Origin of the sequence: Bacillus sp. SN32 (assembly GCF_002837495.1) — a bacterium.
Classification (GTDB): domain Bacteria; phylum Bacillota; class Bacilli; order Bacillales; family Bacillaceae; genus Bacillus; species Bacillus subtilis.
In genome coordinates this window covers 1,175,591-1,192,349 of the sequence record NZ_PJCT01000001.1, presented here as the reverse complement: position 1 = coordinate 1,192,349, position 16,759 = coordinate 1,175,591, and the positions used below count along the sequence as shown (strand labels likewise).

The 16,759-nt window shown below is 42.7% G+C and carries 25 protein-coding genes; 16 read left to right on the top strand and 9 right to left on the bottom strand.

Features of this window, described 5'->3' with window-relative positions; translation table 11 throughout:
- The first annotated feature begins 11 nt into the window (after nt 1–11).
- Both CW370_RS05955 and CW370_RS05945 read left to right on the top strand, forming a co-directional pair.
- Complete coding sequence (locus CW370_RS05955; RefSeq protein ID WP_003231160.1) at nt 12–236, top strand: YozE family protein; 225 nt, start codon at nt 12–14, stop codon at nt 234–236.
- A 147-nt stretch (nt 237–383) separates the two neighbouring features.
- Nucleotides 384–1,064 (top strand): hypothetical protein, encoded by a 681-nt coding sequence (locus tag CW370_RS05945; RefSeq protein ID WP_014480050.1) that lies wholly within the window; start codon nt 384–386, stop codon nt 1,062–1,064.
- Here the strand turns inward: CW370_RS05945 and CW370_RS05940 are convergent.
- Complete coding sequence (locus CW370_RS05940) at nt 1,061–1,204, bottom strand: hypothetical protein (protein WP_003218150.1); 144 nt, start codon at nt 1,202–1,204, stop codon at nt 1,061–1,063. The genes CW370_RS05945 and CW370_RS05940 overlap by 4 nt on opposite strands.
- 118 nt (nt 1,205–1,322) lie before the next feature.
- Between CW370_RS05940 and CW370_RS05935 the strand changes: the two genes are divergently transcribed.
- The 3 genes from CW370_RS05935 to yodL all read left to right on the top strand — a co-directional run bounded on the left by CW370_RS05935 (nt 1,323) and on the right by yodL (nt 2,563).
- The gene (locus CW370_RS05935; RefSeq protein ID WP_003231166.1) at nt 1,323–1,499 is read left to right on the top strand and encodes a YozD family protein; all 177 of its coding nucleotides are present in this window, start codon (nt 1,323–1,325) and stop codon (nt 1,497–1,499) included.
- Nucleotides 1,500–1,576: 77 nt separating this feature from the next.
- Nucleotides 1,577–2,188, top strand: a complete 612-nt coding sequence (gene pgpB, locus CW370_RS05930; protein ID WP_024572726.1) for a phosphatidylglycerophosphatase PgpB — start codon at nt 1,577–1,579, stop codon at nt 2,186–2,188.
- 60 nt (nt 2,189–2,248) lie between these two features.
- Nucleotides 2,249–2,563 carry a shape determination protein YodL gene (gene yodL, locus CW370_RS05925; protein ID WP_004399431.1) on the top strand — a complete coding sequence of 105 codons (315 nt, stop codon included), beginning with the start codon at nt 2,249–2,251 and terminating at the stop codon, nt 2,561–2,563.
- Nucleotides 2,564–2,602: 39 nt separating this feature from the next.
- On the opposite strand, the gene CW370_RS05920 is transcribed toward yodL, so the two are convergent.
- Entirely contained in the window at nt 2,603–2,728 is a 126-nt protein-coding gene (locus CW370_RS05920) for a hypothetical protein (protein ID WP_003231174.1), read from the bottom strand.
- A 201-nt stretch (nt 2,729–2,929) separates the two neighbouring features.
- Between CW370_RS05920 and deoD the strand changes: the two genes are divergently transcribed.
- The gene (gene deoD / locus CW370_RS05915; protein ID WP_003241589.1) at nt 2,930–3,631 is read left to right on the top strand and encodes a purine-nucleoside phosphorylase; all 702 of its coding nucleotides are present in this window, start codon (nt 2,930–2,932) and stop codon (nt 3,629–3,631) included.
- A gap of 82 nt (nt 3,632–3,713) precedes the next feature.
- On the top strand, nt 3,714–4,535 hold the full coding sequence (ldcB, locus tag CW370_RS05910; protein WP_014480046.1) for an LD-carboxypeptidase LdcB: 822 nt from the start codon (nt 3,714–3,716) through the stop codon (nt 4,533–4,535).
- Nucleotides 4,536–4,605: 70 nt separating this feature from the next.
- On the opposite strand, the gene CW370_RS05905 is transcribed toward ldcB, so the two are convergent.
- Together CW370_RS05905 and CW370_RS05900 are read right to left on the bottom strand one after the other, a co-directional pair.
- Nucleotides 4,606–4,857, bottom strand: coding sequence for a hypothetical protein (locus CW370_RS05905; protein ID WP_014477099.1), 252 nt, complete (start codon nt 4,855–4,857; stop codon nt 4,606–4,608).
- Between the two features lie 87 nt (nt 4,858–4,944).
- Complete coding sequence (locus tag CW370_RS05900) at nt 4,945–5,646, bottom strand: class I SAM-dependent methyltransferase (protein WP_015714112.1); 702 nt, start codon at nt 5,644–5,646, stop codon at nt 4,945–4,947.
- Nucleotides 5,647–5,798: 152 nt separating this feature from the next.
- Between CW370_RS05900 and ctpA the strand changes: the two genes are divergently transcribed.
- Nucleotides 5,799–7,199, top strand: coding sequence for a carboxy-terminal processing protease CtpA (gene ctpA / locus CW370_RS05895; protein ID WP_024572725.1), 1,401 nt, complete (start codon nt 5,799–5,801; stop codon nt 7,197–7,199).
- A gap of 33 nt (nt 7,200–7,232) precedes the next feature.
- On the opposite strand, the gene CW370_RS05890 is transcribed toward ctpA, so the two are convergent.
- Both CW370_RS05890 and CW370_RS05885 read right to left on the bottom strand, forming a co-directional pair.
- Nucleotides 7,233–8,723, bottom strand: coding sequence for a sodium:solute symporter family protein (locus CW370_RS05890; RefSeq protein ID WP_029946437.1), 1,491 nt, complete (start codon nt 8,721–8,723; stop codon nt 7,233–7,235).
- The gene (locus CW370_RS05885) at nt 8,723–8,923 is read right to left on the bottom strand and encodes a DUF3311 domain-containing protein (RefSeq protein WP_003231189.1); all 201 of its coding nucleotides are present in this window, start codon (nt 8,921–8,923) and stop codon (nt 8,723–8,725) included. Before CW370_RS05885 ends, CW370_RS05890 begins: the two co-directional genes overlap by 1 nt.
- 183 nt (nt 8,924–9,106) lie before the next feature.
- Between CW370_RS05885 and CW370_RS05880 the strand changes: the two genes are divergently transcribed.
- Nucleotides 9,107–10,018: a ring-cleaving dioxygenase gene (locus CW370_RS05880; protein WP_024573519.1), complete on the top strand. Its 912-nt coding sequence runs from the start codon at nt 9,107–9,109 to the stop codon at nt 10,016–10,018.
- A 15-nt stretch (nt 10,019–10,033) separates the two neighbouring features.
- Nucleotides 10,034–10,636: an alpha/beta hydrolase gene (locus CW370_RS05875; protein WP_024573520.1), complete on the top strand. Its 603-nt coding sequence runs from the start codon at nt 10,034–10,036 to the stop codon at nt 10,634–10,636.
- Nucleotides 10,637–10,678: 42 nt separating this feature from the next.
- Here CW370_RS05875 and CW370_RS05870 read toward each other — a convergent pair whose 3' ends face one another.
- Nucleotides 10,679–11,287, bottom strand: coding sequence for a nitroreductase family protein (locus CW370_RS05870; RefSeq protein ID WP_024573521.1), 609 nt, complete (start codon nt 11,285–11,287; stop codon nt 10,679–10,681).
- Nucleotides 11,288–11,416: 129 nt separating this feature from the next.
- On the opposite strand from CW370_RS05870, the gene yodB reads away from it, so the two are divergent.
- Nucleotides 11,417–11,755, top strand: coding sequence for a transcriptional regulator YodB (gene yodB / locus CW370_RS05865; RefSeq protein ID WP_004399427.1), 339 nt, complete (start codon nt 11,417–11,419; stop codon nt 11,753–11,755).
- A 386-nt stretch (nt 11,756–12,141) separates the two neighbouring features.
- On the opposite strand, the gene CW370_RS05855 is transcribed toward yodB, so the two are convergent.
- Nucleotides 12,142–12,531, bottom strand: coding sequence for a tautomerase family protein (locus CW370_RS05855; protein ID WP_014477090.1), 390 nt, complete (start codon nt 12,529–12,531; stop codon nt 12,142–12,144).
- A 364-nt stretch (nt 12,532–12,895) separates the two neighbouring features.
- Here CW370_RS05855 and CW370_RS05850 point away from each other — a divergent pair, with 364 nt between their 5' ends.
- Together CW370_RS05850 and CW370_RS05845 are read left to right on the top strand one after the other, a co-directional pair.
- A complete protein-coding gene (locus CW370_RS05850; protein ID WP_024573523.1) occupies nt 12,896–14,230 on the top strand; it encodes a gluconate:H+ symporter in 1,335 nt (444 codons plus the stop codon).
- Nucleotides 14,231–14,314: 84 nt separating this feature from the next.
- Nucleotides 14,315–14,551: a hypothetical protein gene (locus CW370_RS05845; protein ID WP_004399366.1), complete on the top strand. Its 237-nt coding sequence runs from the start codon at nt 14,315–14,317 to the stop codon at nt 14,549–14,551.
- Nucleotides 14,552–14,585: 34 nt separating this feature from the next.
- Here the strand turns inward: CW370_RS05845 and gerT are convergent, their stop codons facing one another.
- Nucleotides 14,586–15,059 carry a spore germination protein GerT gene (gene gerT, locus CW370_RS05840; RefSeq protein WP_024573595.1) on the bottom strand — a complete coding sequence of 158 codons (474 nt, stop codon included), beginning with the start codon at nt 15,057–15,059 and terminating at the stop codon, nt 14,586–14,588.
- Between the two features lie 98 nt (nt 15,060–15,157).
- On the opposite strand from gerT, the gene rarD reads away from it, so the two are divergent.
- The 3 genes from rarD to CW370_RS05825 all read left to right on the top strand — a co-directional run bounded on the left by rarD (nt 15,158) and on the right by CW370_RS05825 (nt 16,755).
- Nucleotides 15,158–16,054 carry an EamA family transporter RarD gene (gene rarD, locus CW370_RS05835; RefSeq protein ID WP_015714103.1) on the top strand — a complete coding sequence of 299 codons (897 nt, stop codon included), beginning with the start codon at nt 15,158–15,160 and terminating at the stop codon, nt 16,052–16,054.
- A 75-nt stretch (nt 16,055–16,129) separates the two neighbouring features.
- On the top strand, nt 16,130–16,408 hold the full coding sequence (locus CW370_RS05830) for a hypothetical protein (RefSeq protein WP_003231211.1): 279 nt from the start codon (nt 16,130–16,132) through the stop codon (nt 16,406–16,408).
- Complete coding sequence (locus CW370_RS05825; protein ID WP_003231213.1) at nt 16,405–16,755, top strand: YojF family protein; 351 nt, start codon at nt 16,405–16,407, stop codon at nt 16,753–16,755. The genes CW370_RS05830 and CW370_RS05825 overlap by 4 nt, the downstream gene beginning before the upstream one ends.
- Nucleotides 16,756–16,759 lie beyond the last annotated feature (4 nt).

Here is a 16,759-nt window from a genome sequence, read left to right as displayed (position 1 = left end):
AGGGGAAACCCATGAAATCCTTTTATCACTATTTATTGAAATACAGACACCCTAAGCCGAAGGACAGCATCAGTGAATTTGCCAATCAGGCGTATGAGGATCACAGCTTTCCAAAAACATCAACCGATTATCATGAAATCAGTTCATATTTGGAGCTGAATGCTGATTACCTTCACACGATGGCGACGTTTGATGAAGCTTGGGATCAATACGAGTCTGAAGTGCACGGCAGATAATAGCTGTTTCATCCGCAGATCACTGCGGATTTTTTTATGTCCCCCATACCATAATTGGATATTTCCTTTGGTTTTCATGCCCATGCGAATTGGCTTCACCCGGCATACGATAGCGTATGAGAAATGTTGCGGCGAGGGGGAGACACCATGAAGCAAAATAAACCGAAATTCCAAGTAGGGGATATCGTAGTCGTCATTATGTATGGAACAGTCGGCACCATCACAAAAGTACACCAAATTGATAAACACTATCTTTATGAAGTCAATCATAACGAAGTTTTATACTTTGAATCATCTATTCAGCTTTATAAAGATTATGAGGGTGTCATTGTCGACATGGAGAAGCTTGATATTGAGTATGAATTCCTTATTGGGGACGTTGTTTATGTAAAAGATTATGGAAAAGAACTCTTTCGCATTATCGGCCATAGAACAGAAATTTGGAGATATTTAGAAGATGGCTGGGAAGATATCATTTATGAGCTGACCCGTTTAAAGGATGGAGAGTGGCTTGAAACGGAGGAAGAGGATCTCACGCTGGTGCTTAGAAAATATGAAATGGACCAGTTTGTGCATCAGCTGTTGTTTGTCCATTATGTCGGAGAAACTGGCCATGAGATCGGCGAAGATATCGCATCGTCTGCTCTTCTTCAGTTTGAAGGCGATGATGAAGATCAAGATACCCTTCACATCCTTGCTGTGTCAATTGTTGATGAGCTTCTGGATATTTATAATGACTACAAAATTCTGTACGAAATGTTTCATGATGAAGAATATAAAGACATGATGATGTTTGTTTTGGAAAGTTTAAAAGAGCATTTCAGTTAGTTTGTGAACATACGGATCAAGACATATAAAAAATATGGCAGACAGCCCCAAATCATCACATGCGTCATTCCTTTGAGCGTTTTTTCCATTATGATATCAAATCTTTCTCCGTCCAGTGCTTCCATCATTTTAGCAATCATAGCGTCAGCCTCCCATGGCTCGTTTTTTATTCAATATATGACTGAAAGAATTGTTTAGAACACCGGGTATAATTCAGCCTGTTTTTTCATAAAACATAAAAAAGGAGGCGGTACGGAGATGAAAGAAATAGATCTTGTGATTGATACGGAAGAAATCGCTGAATTTTTTTACAGAGAGCTTGCAAGACGGGGCTACATACCGAGTGAGGATGAGCTGTTTGAAATCGCTGATATTACCTTTGATTATTTGATAGAAAAATGTATGATAGATGAAGAGCTGGATGAAGATGAGTGAGGCTTAAAACCGGAGCGGTCAGCTCCGGTTTTATTATTCATGTTCTATGACTTCTGTGAAAATTGAGGTGGTTAAAATTGTACAAGCCCGTTAGTTTGTTTCTTTTCTTTTTAATTCTAGCTGCGGCCATTCATACAAATGCTGTTCAATCTGCAGATGAAGCAATAAGCAAGGCAGCTGTTTTGATCCGTCAGCCATGGCTTAATGAAGTCATGACGGGGATCACGCATCTTGGTGCTTCTTCTTTTCTGCTCCCTCTAATTGTCATCATTGGAGCAGGCCTGTTTTTCTACAGAAAAACATGGGACGGCCTGTTGATGCTCTTGATATTCGGCACAGATCGGCTGTTAAACAAAGTCTTAAAAGAATGGATCGAAAGAGTGAGGCCTGATTTTGCACCGCTGGTTCATGAATCATCCTTCAGTTTTCCGAGCGGCCATTCCATGAATGCTGCTTGTGTCTATCCTGTTATTGCTTACTTTTTAGTGAAACACCTCCCGTTTTTGTCCAAGCATAAAAAAATGGTATATATCATAGCCGGTGTAATTGCTGTTTTAGTCGGCATAAGCAGAGTGTATCTGGGGGTTCATTTTGTGACAGATGTGTTAGGAGGCTTTAGCCTCGGCTTGCTTCTGTTTTTCCTAGTAAAAGGTTTTGACGAAAAGATTAAGCGGTTTCGACAAAAATAGAGAGAGGAAAACACAGCAAAAACGCCAATATGTTAAAGAAATAAAAGGGAGGGGATCTTGATGATGTTATCCGTGTTTAAAAAGAAGTCTTGTTCCTATGACGTGACAATATTTCAGACACCCCGGTTTGGCGAAAAAAAGGGCTACAGAGCCGTCTATCGAACTGAACTGAACGGGAGCGATCATCAAGACGTGCTGAAAAGAGCATTCTCTTTGTTTAATGTATTCGACACTGTTCCGAGTGATTATGATGCAAGATTTATGGCCACAGGGGACGTGATCTTGATTGATGAAGGCAGAAAAGGGAAAACATATTATCAACTGCTTCCCGCCGGCTGGAGGAAAATCAATCGTCTGATTGTACAAACGACATAATGAAAAGAAAACTGCGGAAACCCGCAGTTTTCTGCAGTTTTAAGGCTTGCGTTTGGCAGCAGAATATTCTTTCCCGTGTGCTTCTTCAGCTGCAATGATATCTTTTTCAGGTATATGATTGTTCTTTTTTTGGCCGGTGATCCGGTTACGATGTTTTTTACCCATGTCCCACCCCTCCTTCCTGCGGTTAGGTTTTCAAATTAACACCCCGATTATCCGTTTTTCTGAGGAAGTGCCTAACAGATCCTCGAACATTTCTTTTTTCGACATATTCCTTTATAATCAATGCTGAAGTTTGTTTCATCATGACATTCGTTGTAAAATGGACGGGCTGGATGATAATTTTGATTTACAGGAGGATATGAGATGAGTGTACATATAGGTGCTGAAAAAGGACAAATTGCGGATACAGTGCTTTTGCCGGGAGATCCTCTCAGAGCAAAATTTATTGCAGAAACGTATCTTGAAAATGTAGAATGCTACAATGAAGTCAGAGGCATGTATGGATTTACGGGTACATATAAAGGTAAAAAAATCTCAGTACAAGGCACGGGAATGGGTGTTCCGTCTATTTCAATTTATGTGAATGAATTAATTCAAAGCTACGATGTGCAAAATCTAATAAGAGTCGGTTCTTGCGGCGCTATTCGTAAAGATGTCAAAGTGCGAGACGTCATTTTGGCGATGACCTCCTCAACTGATTCACAAATGAACAGAGTCGCTTTTGGAAGCATTGATTTTGCGCCTTGCGCAGATTTCGAGCTTTTAAAAAATGCCTATGATGCCGCAAAGGATAAAGGTGTGCCGGTGACTGTAGGAAGCGTATTTACAGCTGACCAGTTCTACAACGACGATTCACAAATTGAAAAACTTGCAAAATACGGTGTGCTTGGCGTTGAAATGGAAACAACTGCATTGTATACATTAGCAGCGAAGCACGGAAGAAAAGCCCTGTCAATTCTCACCGTGAGTGATCACGTATTAACAGGAGAAGAAACGACAGCGGAAGAGCGTCAAACGACATTTCATGATATGATAGAAGTGGCTTTACATTCCGTATCACAATAAAATATATCAAGAGGCGTGCTGGGTGCCGGCAGCCTCTTCTTTATGAATGCGGAAACGATTGATAAAAGGAAGGTAATGTAATATGAAAAAGTCCGGTAAATGGTTCTCACTGGCTGCCGCTCTGAGTGTAACGGCAATAGTCGGAGCCGGCTGCAGCATGTCGAACGGAGATGCTCAAAAGGATACGAAAACCACAGCAGAAACAAAGCAAACAGAACAAAAAACAGCTGACAGCAAAAAATCAAACACTCAAAACAGTGAGTTTTCATTGGAAAGCCAGTATTTCAATGATATTAAAAAAGTCGATGGTCTGGAAACCATTCAAAATCCAGAAAATATACTCGCGCTTGTCAATAAACAATATGCACTGCCCGGAAACTATGAACCTAGCGATCTTGTCATACCAGATGTAGAGTTTTCTTTTGAAGAAAAGATTCAAAAACGTTACATCAGAAAAGAAGCGGCCGACGCATTAAAAACAATGTTCGATGCTGCCAAAAAGGAAGGCTATGAACTGGCAGCTGTCTCAGGGTACCGTTCGTATGACAGACAGAAAGTCATTTTTGACAATGAAGTAAGCCTAAAAGGGGAAAAGAAGGCAAAGGAAGCGGTTGCTTACCCGGGTGAAAGCGAGCACCAAACAGGCCTCGCGATGGACATTTCGAGCCGGAGCAATGGCTTTGAGCTAAATGAAGCGTTCGGAAGCACGGCAGACGGGAAATGGGTGCAGGACAATGCTTATAAATATGGCTTTATCATTCGCTATCCGAAAAATAAAGAAGATATCACGAAATATGAATATGAGCCATGGCATCTGCGCTATGTAGGCAAAAAAGCCGCAAAGGTCATCCAAGATAATGATTTAACGCTTGAAGAGTACTTTGAAAAAGTGAAGAAAATTTAAAATGAAAAGCCCGCTTACACTAGATAAGCGGGCTTCATTGTGTCTGGTGAATCTAGCATTTGTTCTATGCTTACCAGAAGAATAAACCAGCAAGAGCGACCCCTGTAATTAAACCGAGGGAAATACCGTAAGCTGCTCCGTATCCCCAATAACCGCCCCAATATCCGTAACCGAAACCTCTTGGCCCTCCGCCGGTCGGAGCTATAAAAACTCTGTCTCTTGTTACACGGGTAATTCTGCCGACGTGAACTCTCCCGCCTCTCTCTGTAATTCTGACGACTTTACCTTGATGGTTTTTGCAAAGATGATAATATCTCTCCAATATTGTTCCCCTCCTATCCTGACTTTCTATCAGCATATGATAGATAGGAAAAAAAGGTTGGACGAAAACAGGGGGCGATACGCCGTTTTACTTGTACGCGATAAAAATACAATGACCCATGTACTCACTATATAACTGCATGAGCTGATAATGTGTTTGAAGCGTATCGTAATAGATGGGATCAATCGTTTGCGATAAATCCATTTCTGTGGTTGGTTCAAATTCCATGTCTTCCGGAAGAAGTGTCATCGCTTCTGTTTTTTGAAAGCCATAGGATCTTAGGAGTTTATGCCATTCGCTTTCTTCATGTAAGCAAGTAAATCCGTAAAAATCCATCATTTGCTTCTTTTCTGCAGGGGGCATCGGTTTTTTTAAAGCAGCTTCGATACCAATCAGCATCCCGCCGGGTTTTAAAACTCTTGAAATTTCTTGAAGAGAGGATGTCAGGCGTGAAAAACTGAGGACCGATTCTGACAGGACGCAGGAAAAGGACTCAGAAGAAAACGGGAGATGTTCCAGCTCCGCCTGATATGCAGGGATGGCAAGCCCTTCATTCGCAAATCTTTTTTTCGCTTTCTCAAGCATAATAGGATCTTTATCAACGACTGTTACAGGATACAGCAAATGTCCTAAATAAGCCGCCGTTTGCCCTGTTCCGCATCCGGCATCAAGAATCGGCTGATCCGGGGAGGGCGCAGCCTTTTGCAAGACCGCTTTTGAAAAAGCCAGCCCGCCTGGGTGCGCCCCTGCGACACCGAATAAGGACAGCATTTCTAAATATCGGCTCAATATCGAATCCTCCTTTTTCCTTATCATATGTCGTATAAAGACATAGGTTTATGAAAAGCAAAAGAAGGGCGTTTCTCTTTCATTTCTGCTCCGAGTTGACGAATAAGAATTCGTCCATGATAATAATGTAAGAAGAAAAAGGTGGTGTTTAATTGAAACGGCAATTAAAACTGTTTTTTATTGTGCTGATCACTGCAGTTGTCGCTTCGGCGCTTACTTTATTTATTACGGGCAATTCCAGTATCCTGGGCCAAAAATCAGCAAGCACAGGAGACAGTAAGTTCGACAAATTAAATAAAGCGTATGAGCAAATCAAAAGTGATTATTACCAAAAAACAGATGATGACAAATTAGTAGACGGAGCAATTAAAGGAATGATTCAATCACTGGATGATCCGTACTCTACATATATGGATCAAGAGCAAGCGAAATCATTCGACGAGACGATTTCAGCATCTTTTGAAGGAATCGGAGCCCAAGTAGAGGAGAAAGACGGAGAAATCCTTATTGTATCCCCAATTAAAGGTTCACCTGCTGAAAAAGCCGGTATCAAACCGAGAGACCAAATCATTAAGGTGAATGGAAAAAGCGTAAAAGGCATGAATGTAAATGAAGCCGTCGCTTTAATCCGAGGCAAAAAGGGCACAAAGGTGAAGCTTGAACTGAACAGAGCGGGAGTGGGGAATATCGATCTTTCCATTAAGCGCGATACCATTCCTGTAGAGACTGTCTATTCAGAGATGAAAGACAACAACATTGGAGAAATTCAAATCACTTCTTTCTCTGAAACAACAGCTAAAGAACTGACAGATGCGATTGACAGTTTAGAGAAAAAAGGCGCCAAAGGCTATATTTTAGACTTGAGAGGCAACCCGGGCGGCTTAATGGAACAGGCGATTACGATGAGCAACCTGTTCATTGATAAAGGGAAAAACATCATGCAGGTTGAATACAAAAACGGTTCAAAAGAAGTCATGAAGGCCGAAAAAGAACGGAAAGTGACCAAGCCGACCGTCGTTTTAGTAAATGACGGTACAGCAAGCGCAGCCGAAATTATGGCCGCTGCCCTTCATGAATCGTCAAACGTACCGTTAATCGGCGAGACGACATTCGGCAAAGGTACAGTACAAACGGCAAAAGAATATGATGATGGCTCTACCGTCAAACTGACAGTTGCCAAATGGCTGACTGCTGACGGCGAATGGATTCACAAAAAAGGCATCAAGCCTCAAGTGAAAGCAGAGCTGCCTGATTACGCGAAGCTGCCGTATTTGGACGCAGATAAAACGTACAAATCAGGTGATACAGGCACAAACGTCAAAGTGGCTCAGAAAATGCTCAAAGCACTTGGTTACAAGGTAAAGGTTAACAGTACGTATGACCAGGATTTTGTATCTGTCGTCAAACAGTTCCAGAAAAAAGAGAAGCTGAATGAAACAGGCATACTGACTGGCGATACAACAACGAAATTAATGATAGAACTTCAAAAGAAACTGTCTGATAATGATACGCAAATGGAAAAGGCAATTGAAGCATTGAAAAAAGAAATGTAAAAAAACCATACGCGGCTGCCGCGTATGGTTTTTTTATGCGCCCTTTTGATTTGGATTAGCGTCTTGTTTTTTGCCAAATAAACCTTCAATGACAGGATTGGATCCCGCGTTTTTAACGAACAGCGGATTCAGGATAACCACAGCGATCATGTTGGCGGCCAATCCCCAGAATCCTTCATAAATGCCATGTGCGGATTGAGTGATATACACAATAAACGTTACCGCTAGGCCGGCTAATAATCCGATAACCGTTGCTTCTTTCGTTTGGTTTTTCCAGAACAGGCTGACAGCAATCGCAGGGAAGATTTGCACCATACCGGATACACCTAATAGCTGAAGTGTCACTAAGGCAGTCGGGAACAGCATTCCAAACAGCAGCGCAAGACCGATGACAACAAAGACCATTGAACGTGTGACGAGGGTCAGCTTGTTTTGCGACACATTCGGATGAATCAAATCCCGGTATAGGTTGTTGGCGAATAAATTCGATGCGCCGATTGCCATAATGGAACAAGGTATTAATGAAGCAAGAGCGATAGTGGCATATGCAAAGCCTTGTGCCACGCCGCCGTAAGATGTTTGAATCAAATACAGCAGCGCCAGCCTTGGATTTGTATCTTCCGGCAGGACAAGAAAGGCGATAAAGCCAAGAAAAATAACCAATATTAACACAATATTGTAAAGCGGCAAAAACATGCTGTTTTTTCTTACTGCATCAGCGCTTTTCGCCGTGAAAACACCTGTAGCGGCATGCGCCCACATAAAAAGTGCCAAAGCGGAAACAATAGATGCTGTGATAAACCAAGGGATGCCTTTTGGCCCTTCTGCAGGTATCGTCAGCATTTGCGGCGCTTCCTTCACTAACGTGTCAATCATCGGTGTCCAGCCGTTAAAATGAATGAGAGGGAGGGACACCACCATAAACAGCATAATGACCCATACTAAAATGTCCTTAATGATGGCTGTATATGTGGGCCCTTTAATCCCGCTGAAGAATGTGTAAAGAGCAACAAGAATAAATGAAATGATCACAACGAATTTTACGTTAATATATCCGGTGCCGGCAACCTGAAGCGTGTCTTGAATGCCGCTCAGCTGAAGGCATATGTACGGAATAAGCATGAGTACCCCGACGATGGCAACGAGGCTTGCCAAAAGCTTACTGTTAAAACGTTCCCGGGCATAATCCGCGAGTGTTGTTAATTTATGAATTTTCGCAACTTTCCAAAGTTTCGGCAAGAAGAAGTAGGCGATAAAGTAGGCCAACACAGAATAAGGAATGGCGAAAAATGCAACACTTCCGCCTGTAAAAGCAGTACTGGTCAACCCTAAGAAAGTATAGGCCGTATAAAGGTCAGCGCCTACTAAAAACCAGACGAGAAGACCGCCGAAGCGTCTGCCGCCGACAGACCATTCTTCCACAGAAGTGCGTGAGGATTTGTCTCTTCCGGCGAGAAAGCCGATACAGACAACGGTTAAAACAATAATAGCAGTAATGAGAAGTGCAGTCAGATTCCCTTGCATTATTCAAGTCCTCCATCTTTTTTTTGCATCTGATAAATGCCAAACGAGCATAACGGCGTAACAATAATCCACAGCAGCAGCCAAAAGTGGAAAAACGGCAGGCCGAACATAATCGGTTCTATTCGATTCACAAGCGGCAAAAGCGCGAGCTGAACGAATGGCAAAAGAATGAGAATAACAATAAGTGCTTTTTTAACCATTTACTTTCCTCCTGAAACATGATAATGCTCACTATAATAGCAGTTGTAAGAAAAGATCACAAGATAATTATTAGAAAAAAATGATTTTTTCAATTATTTAATCAAAACACATGGTTTGCATCCTTTTCAATAAAGGTTTAAAATAATAAATATCTTGAAATCGAGATAAATGGGAGTGAGAAAATGAAAACAGAAGGATTGCACCATGTCACAGCATTCGCCAGAGATCCGCAAGAAAACTTGCGATTTTATACAGAAGTGCTTGGGCTCAGGCTTGTTAAAAAAACAGTAAACTTTGATGATCCCGGAACGTATCATTTTTACTTTGGGAATCAAAACGGAGATCCCGGTACAATAATGACTTTTTTTCCGTTCCAAGGAAGCGGACAGGGAACGGTAGGAAAAGGCCAAGCGGGCCGGGTGTACTTTTCAGTTCCCTCAGGCTCCCTGTCTTTTTGGAAGGAACGTCTTGAGAAAAGCGGGCTGAGCCTAAAGGAAAAAACGTTGTTTGGTGAAAAAGGTCTTATTTTTGATGATACAGAAGACCTTCCGCTGGCGATCATGGAGGATGCGAAAAGCGGCAAAAGCGAGTGGACGCCTGACGGGATCACAACAAATGAAGCAATTACGGGAATGAAAGGTGTGCTGCTATATTCCTACGACCCGCAGGCGACCATACAATTGTTAACGGAAAGCTTTGGATACACCAAAGTGGCCGAAGAAGACCAGATTGTCAGACTGGCAACCTCAGCGGCCGTCGGCGGTGTCATTGATGTCCATTTACACCCTGAAAAAAGAGGAGTCGGAGGATATGGTACGGTACATCATGTAGCGTTTCGGACAAAGAAAAACGAACAGGCGAAATGGCTGCCGATTATTGCTGAAAACCATCTGCCTTCGTCAGAAATTCTCGACAGGGAATACTTTACATCAGTTTATTTCAGGGAGAAAGGCGGTATCTTATTTGAAATTGCCACAGATGAACCGGGCTTTATGACAGATGAAACGTTTTCTGAGCTAGGGACTTCCTTAAAACTGCCTGAATGGCTGGAGAAACATAGACACCAAATTACAGACATTTTACCTGAACTTTAAAAGGGGGAATTTATAATGAAGCATATTTATGAAAAAGGAACATCTGACAACGTACTTTTGCTGTTGCATGGCACGGGCGGTAATGAACACGATCTGCTTTCATTGGGGCGGTTTATAGACCCTGATGCCCATTTGCTTGGTGTCAGAGGATCGGTGCTTGAAAATGGAATGCCGCGATTTTTCAAACGTCTGAGTGAAGGAGTTTTTGATGAAAAAGATCTTGTGGTGCGGACAAGAGAATTGAAAGATTTTATCGACGAGGCTGCAGAAACGCATCAGTTTGATCGCGGCAAAGTGATTGCAGTCGGTTATTCAAACGGCGCAAACATTGCGGCAAGCCTGCTTTTTCATTATAAAGATGTGTTAAAAGGGGCTATTCTGCATCATCCAATGGTTCCGATTCGGGGTATCGAGCTGCCTGATATGGCGGGGCTCCCTGTTTTTATCGGTGCCGGGAAATACGATCCTCTTTGCACGAAGGAAGAATCAGAAGAGCTTTACCGCTATTTACGTGACAGCGGGGCATCAGCCTCCGTTTTCTGGCAGGACGGGGGCCATCAGCTGACTCAGCATGAAGCTGAACAGGCTCGTGAATGGTACAAAGAGGCGATTGTATAAAAAAACCTTAGTCCGGATTTCGGACTAAGGTTTTTCATATCCTTACAGCCAAGTTGATACTTTTGAAAGCGGCAGACGGTTGCTTTGATGCGCAGGCTTCACTGCTTTGCCGATTGAAATTAGCATAACCGGAACATAGCGCTCACTGATATCAAATTGCTTTTGGAACTTCTCTTTGTTAAATCCGCCAATTGCGCAAGTGTCATAACCTTTTGCTTTTGCGGCAATCATAAGCTGCATAGCAGCTAAAGAAGCATTTAAGAAAGCTGAATCACGTGCGAATTGCTCGCTTTGGTAAGCACCGTTGATTTGGCCGAGCAATGTTTGTTTGATTTCATCCGTAATATAGCCTTGGCTTGCTAATTCAGCATAAACTTCTTCACCGTTTTCATTTGCCTTTAAATCGCCTAAAATGGCAACAACAGCAGAAGACTCAACGATTTGTTTTTGATTATACGCTACAGGAAGAAGCTCCGCTTTTGATTCATCGCTGTGGAATACTGTAAAATGCCAATGCTGAAGGTTCCAAGCAGAAGGCGCTTTAGTGGCAAGGTCTAATAGCTCAGTCAGCTCCTCCTTAGAGATCGGGGCATTTGTATCATATTCCTTTACAGATGCACGTGCTTTTAAAACATCCAGAGTATTCGTCATAGTGTTTCCTCCTTCGGATAAACGTGGTATGATAATAGAAAAGTTAGAAGCTTACTAAATGTAACTTGAAAGATTATTGTAATGGATCATTGAATACATGTCAATCAATAGATGAAGGGATGAAGACTTGTGGGAAATACGATGTGCCCTAAAATGGAATCCGCATTCTCATTGCTGGGAAAACGATGGAACGGTCTGATCATCCATGTGCTAATGGATGGGCCGAAACGGTTTAAAGAGATAACGGAAACAATACCGATGATCAGCCAAAAAATGTTGGCAGAGCGCTTGAAGGAGCTTGAACAAAACGAGATTGTCGAACGGCAGGTTCTCCCTGAAACGCCGGTCAAAGTCATCTACACGCTGACTGAAAAAGGAACAGCGCTTCAAGCTGTATTTCAAGAGATGCAGGCATGGGCCGATCAATTTTGCGAGCCTGGTGACACAGTGTGTGAAGAAGAGAAATAAGGAAAGCGGCGTCTGAAAAAGAGCCTTTGTTTCCATGGTGAGTCATGTAAGTACGGTTCGCACCCCGTTTACATGACTTTTTATATTTGTCAGACTGACATTTCCGGATTGGCAAAAGTGTCATGTTCATGGAAATGATCAATAAGTTATAGCATCCAACCTGTTGTAAATGGGGATTATGAGTTATCTTATTATGCAAATCAGCAAAATTTTATATTTTCGGCCAAAACCCAGTCAGCATCCAATTGGCGTTTAAACCGGATCTAATAAGGAGATCCAGGTTTTTCGTATTGCTGGATGCTTCTATACTGATGACTTCCGCATTTATGAAAAAAAGAGAGAGCTTCTTTGGAGCTCTCTCTTTTTTTTTATGGGGAGACGAAATCTTATAGTTTTCCATTCAAAAATTGCGCCTCACCGAGACCGAAACTCCAGTCTGCGTCACCATTCTCAGTAATAGATACCATGAGGTCTTCAGGGGAAATTCCGCATTTTTCTTCTAGCCTTTCAGCAAGCAGAGCATACAATTTTTCCTTTTGGCTTTCGGTTCTTGCTTTGCTTGTCATGCTAATGATGACCAGATCCTTGGTTCTCTGAAACCCTAATCCCGTATCTTGGATTATAAGCTCGTTTGCGGGATGCTGATGGACAATTTGATAACGGTCTCTTTCCGGAACGCCAAACGCTTCAACCATCGCTTGGTGAGCAGTATCTAATAACAATTGCAGCGATTTTTCGTCACGGCCTTCAATTACATCAAAACGCAATAATGGCATGTGTACTCCTCCTCTTGTGAAGTTGTTATCCGTCTGTTCTCATATTGTCTCATTTGCTTCCAGACAATGGAGAGATATAATGATTGGCAGTCAACTTTAAAAAACATAACATATAACCAAAAGTTAATCAACATATAACTAATAAATCATTGGGTTAGGCGGTAGGTAATCGAGACAAGCTCATAAAAACGATTGACAGTCATTGATTAGGAGATTAGTATGAACATATTAGTTGATCAAAAGATAACAATCATATAACCAAGACGTTTTTAGTTATTAACGAAAGCGCTTTCTGTTCATCTAGGCATGAAAAGCGCCAAAACATTGTCGCGAGAATCATATAAAACACTTTTGGAGGGGTACCATGCCGATTTTAATTGTAGCTGTCGGAGTGCTGATTCTGTTATTTCTCATTATTAAAGTAAAATTAAATACCTTTGTCTCACTGATTGTCGTTTCATTTTTAGTAGCCATCGGACTTGGAATGGATATCAATAAAATTGTTCTTTCAATTGAGGCTGGAATTGGCGGGCAGCTGGGGCATTTAGCTTTAGTGTTTGGACTTGGCGCGATGCTCGGGAGGCTTGTCTCAGATGCTGGGGGCGGCTACCGGATTGCCATTACGCTGATTGACAAATTCGGGAAGGAACGAATACAGGCGGCGGTTGTGGTTGCCTCTTTTATCATCGGTATTGCGCTGTTTTTTGAAGTCGCTCTTGTTCTGTTGATACCGATTGTATACGCGATTGCTAAAGAATTAAAAATGCCTTTTCTGTATCTGGGAATCCCGATGGCCGCCGCCTTAAATGTTACTCACGGATTTTTGCCCCCGCATCCTGCTCCAACTGCTATCTCAGTTGCATACGGTGCCCATATTGGCCAGGTGCTGCTTTTGGGAATCATCATCGCTGTTCCGACAACTGTGATTGCCGGGCCTTTATTTAATAAATTTGCGATGAAACGGTTTCCTGGTGCGTATCAAAAGCATGGAAACTTATCGGGGTTAGGACCGAGGAAAGAATTTCAGCTGGATGAAACACCGGGCTTTGCGATCAGTGCTGTCACGTCTTTATTCCCGGTTATCTTTATGGCAATGGCAACAGTTTTTTCTTTATTATTGAGTGAACATTCAAAAGGAAAAGACATTATAGAATTTATCGGCACTCCGGGAACGGCAATGCTCATTTCGCTGTTGCTTGCACTCTATACGATGGGATATGCCCGTAAAATATCTATGCAGGAAATCAGCAGATCTATTTCAGAATCAATTTCCCAAATTGCGATGATGCTGCTCATCATAGGAGGGGGAGGAGCGTTTAAACAGGTGCTGATTGACGGCGGGGTCGGCGATTATGTCGCTGATTTTTTCCGTCAAACAAACATGTCGCCGCTATTCGTTGCATGGACCATCGCCGCGGTTCTGCGTCTGTGTCTAGGCTCTGCTACCGTGGCTGCGCTTACCACAGCGGGAATGGCAGCTCCGCTTATGGAGGCTGGCAGTGTAAACCCCGCGTTAATGGTGCTTGCAACAGGAGCCGGCAGTGTCATTGCGTGTCATGTAAATGATGCAGGATTTTGGATGGTAAAGGAATTTTTCGGCTTGAGCATGAAAGAAACATTTCAAACTTGGACGCTGCTTACAACAGTTCTTTCGGTTACAGGACTCGGCTGTGTGTTATTGGCAGGGCTTGTGATGTAACAATCATAGACAGTCCGTAGCCCAATCGTTTTTCTTCCTTGCTGAATACTTTACGTATAGGCAGACATAAAGGAGGAAAAAATCATGTACCCTCATCATTCGTATTTACGCGGAATCCCAGGTCCAGCCGGATATCCGGCGCGTAGTCCTTTTTTGTTTGGCGCTCCTCTAGTCGGCGGTTTATTAGGCGGTTTTCTCGGGAGTGCGCTGTTTAACTATTCTCGTCCCTATGCCTATCCTCCTGGCCCTTATGGATATGGAGGCGGACCGTACGGTTTTGGTGCCGGCGTGCCATACGGGGGATATCCCGGCTTCTATTAATAAAAAACGGCCTGCATCGATTGCAGGCCGTTTTTTATCGGATGATTTCTACCTCGGACATATTGTAGTCTTGCTGCTTTTGAAACATGACTTCCAGAAGGCCATCCTTATAGACGGCTTTTGTTCCTTTGCGTTTGACTAAACAAGGAAGGTTTACTTTTTTCGGATGATCTGCTCTTGGGAAGTTTTCCAACCATAATTCGTGAGATGTGTGTTTGATTCTCACTTGTTCCAGCCATTCTTCGCTGATTGGCACCTTTACAAACACATGGTCTGCTGTTTCGAATATATCAATATCAGGTTTGACATCAGGTTTTGCATCAGGTTTGGCGGGATGTTCTTTTTGGGGGAGAGGATCGCGGAAAGGAAATTGAGCCGCATAATCACTGCCGAACACACTTTCCATCACACGATTGACATACGTTTCAACTTCTTTCGGATCAGCTTTTTTTAATGCTTCTTTAGAAAATTGATTGTGGAAAGGAAAGTACTTGTTCCACTCAAACATTGTCTTCACATCCTTTCTTCACGGACAAAATAGTATATGCCCGCCAGATCTTTCACGTGATATAATATAAGATGCTCTAAAGAAAGGCAGGGATATAAATGCAATATTCAGAAACAAAAAAAGGCGTTATTTACACAGCCGTTTCCTTTATCATGTGGGGCCTGTTTCCGCTCTATTGGAAGCTTCTCGAACAGCTGCCGGCTCTTGATATTTTGGCTCATCGTATTATATGGTCTTTTGTTTTTATGTGTATCGTACTTTTTTTCTTGCGGCAATGGAAATTAGGATGGCAGGAACTGTGCTCTTTGAAAAAGAACGGAGGGATCCTCTCTTTATTTCTTGCTTCTATCCTGATTTCGATCAACTGGTTTGTATACATATGGGCTGTCAACCATGGCTTTTTGCTTGAGGCTAGTCTTGGCTATTACATTAATCCGCTTGTATCAGTGCTCCTTGGGATTTTATTTTTAAAGGAAAAACTGAATCGCCTGCAATTAGTGGCCGTTTCGATTGCGGCAGCCGGTGTCATCATCTCGGCGTTCCAATACGGCTCCATTCCTTATGTTGCGCTTCTGCTTGCATTCAGCTTTGGGCTGTACGGGTTAAGCAAAAAAAGAACAAGCCTGCCGAGCGCCATCGGTTTAACGCTGGAAACATTCATGATTATGCCCATTGCATTGGGGTATTTGCTGTTCAGCGGACATGTTCAGCCAGCGGGTGCAGAAAGCGGAGGGACGTGGCTGCTTCTCTTTTTGGCCGGTGTGTTTACGGCTTTGCCGCTCTTATTGTTTGCGGAAGGAGCGAAACGGCTGCCGCTGTATCAAGTCGGTATCTTACAATATATTGCGCCGACCATTACCCTGCTGATCGGGCTGTTTGTTTACCATGAGCCATTTTCAAGCTCGAAGGCTTTTACATTCAGCTGTATATGGGCTGCGCTGCTCTTGTTTACGTTTTCACAAGTGAAGTGGAAACGGGCGTCAAAAAGCCATTGAGGCCTTTGGCTTTTCAGCTGATGCATATATTATGTATAATCATTTCATGTATGTAAGACATAAAGGAGCAAGACGATGGACAATGATAAAGAGATAGTGAAAGCCTATGCTTCACTTTGGAATAACCGATCTCTCGCACATGATGACGCAGAAGCGGTAGCAGAGGCGATTGATCTTGAGCTCTTGGATAAACGAACACATCCAAGACTCCGAAAACCGATGCTGGAAAAATATTTTGCCGCGATTCAGCGCATTGTGAATTCACAGCTCGAACCGGCTGTGAAATATCAGCTGGTCAAATTACATACAGAACGTGCAGAGTATTTAAAAGAAGAAAGAGGGGAGCAATCATGAAAGCGATCATAAAAGAAGATGTGCAAGCATCTTTAGAACGATATGCGGACCGCCCTGTATATATCCATTTAGAAACCACCACAGGTTCTTATTCAGCGCACTTAAATGAAAAGAACATGACGGTTGTTGCGTATATCCGCAATGCAAAAGTCACTTATCATCAGGCAAAAATCAAAGGCAACGGACCTTACCGCGTTGGCTTGAAAACAGAAGAAGGCTGGATTTATGCTGAAGGCTTGACTGAATACACGGTAGATGAAGAAAACCGTTTATTAATGGCGGGACACCTGCCGGGCGGTAAACTGGCTATTTCTCTGCAAATCAGCGAAAAACCGTTCACAGTTTAAAGAA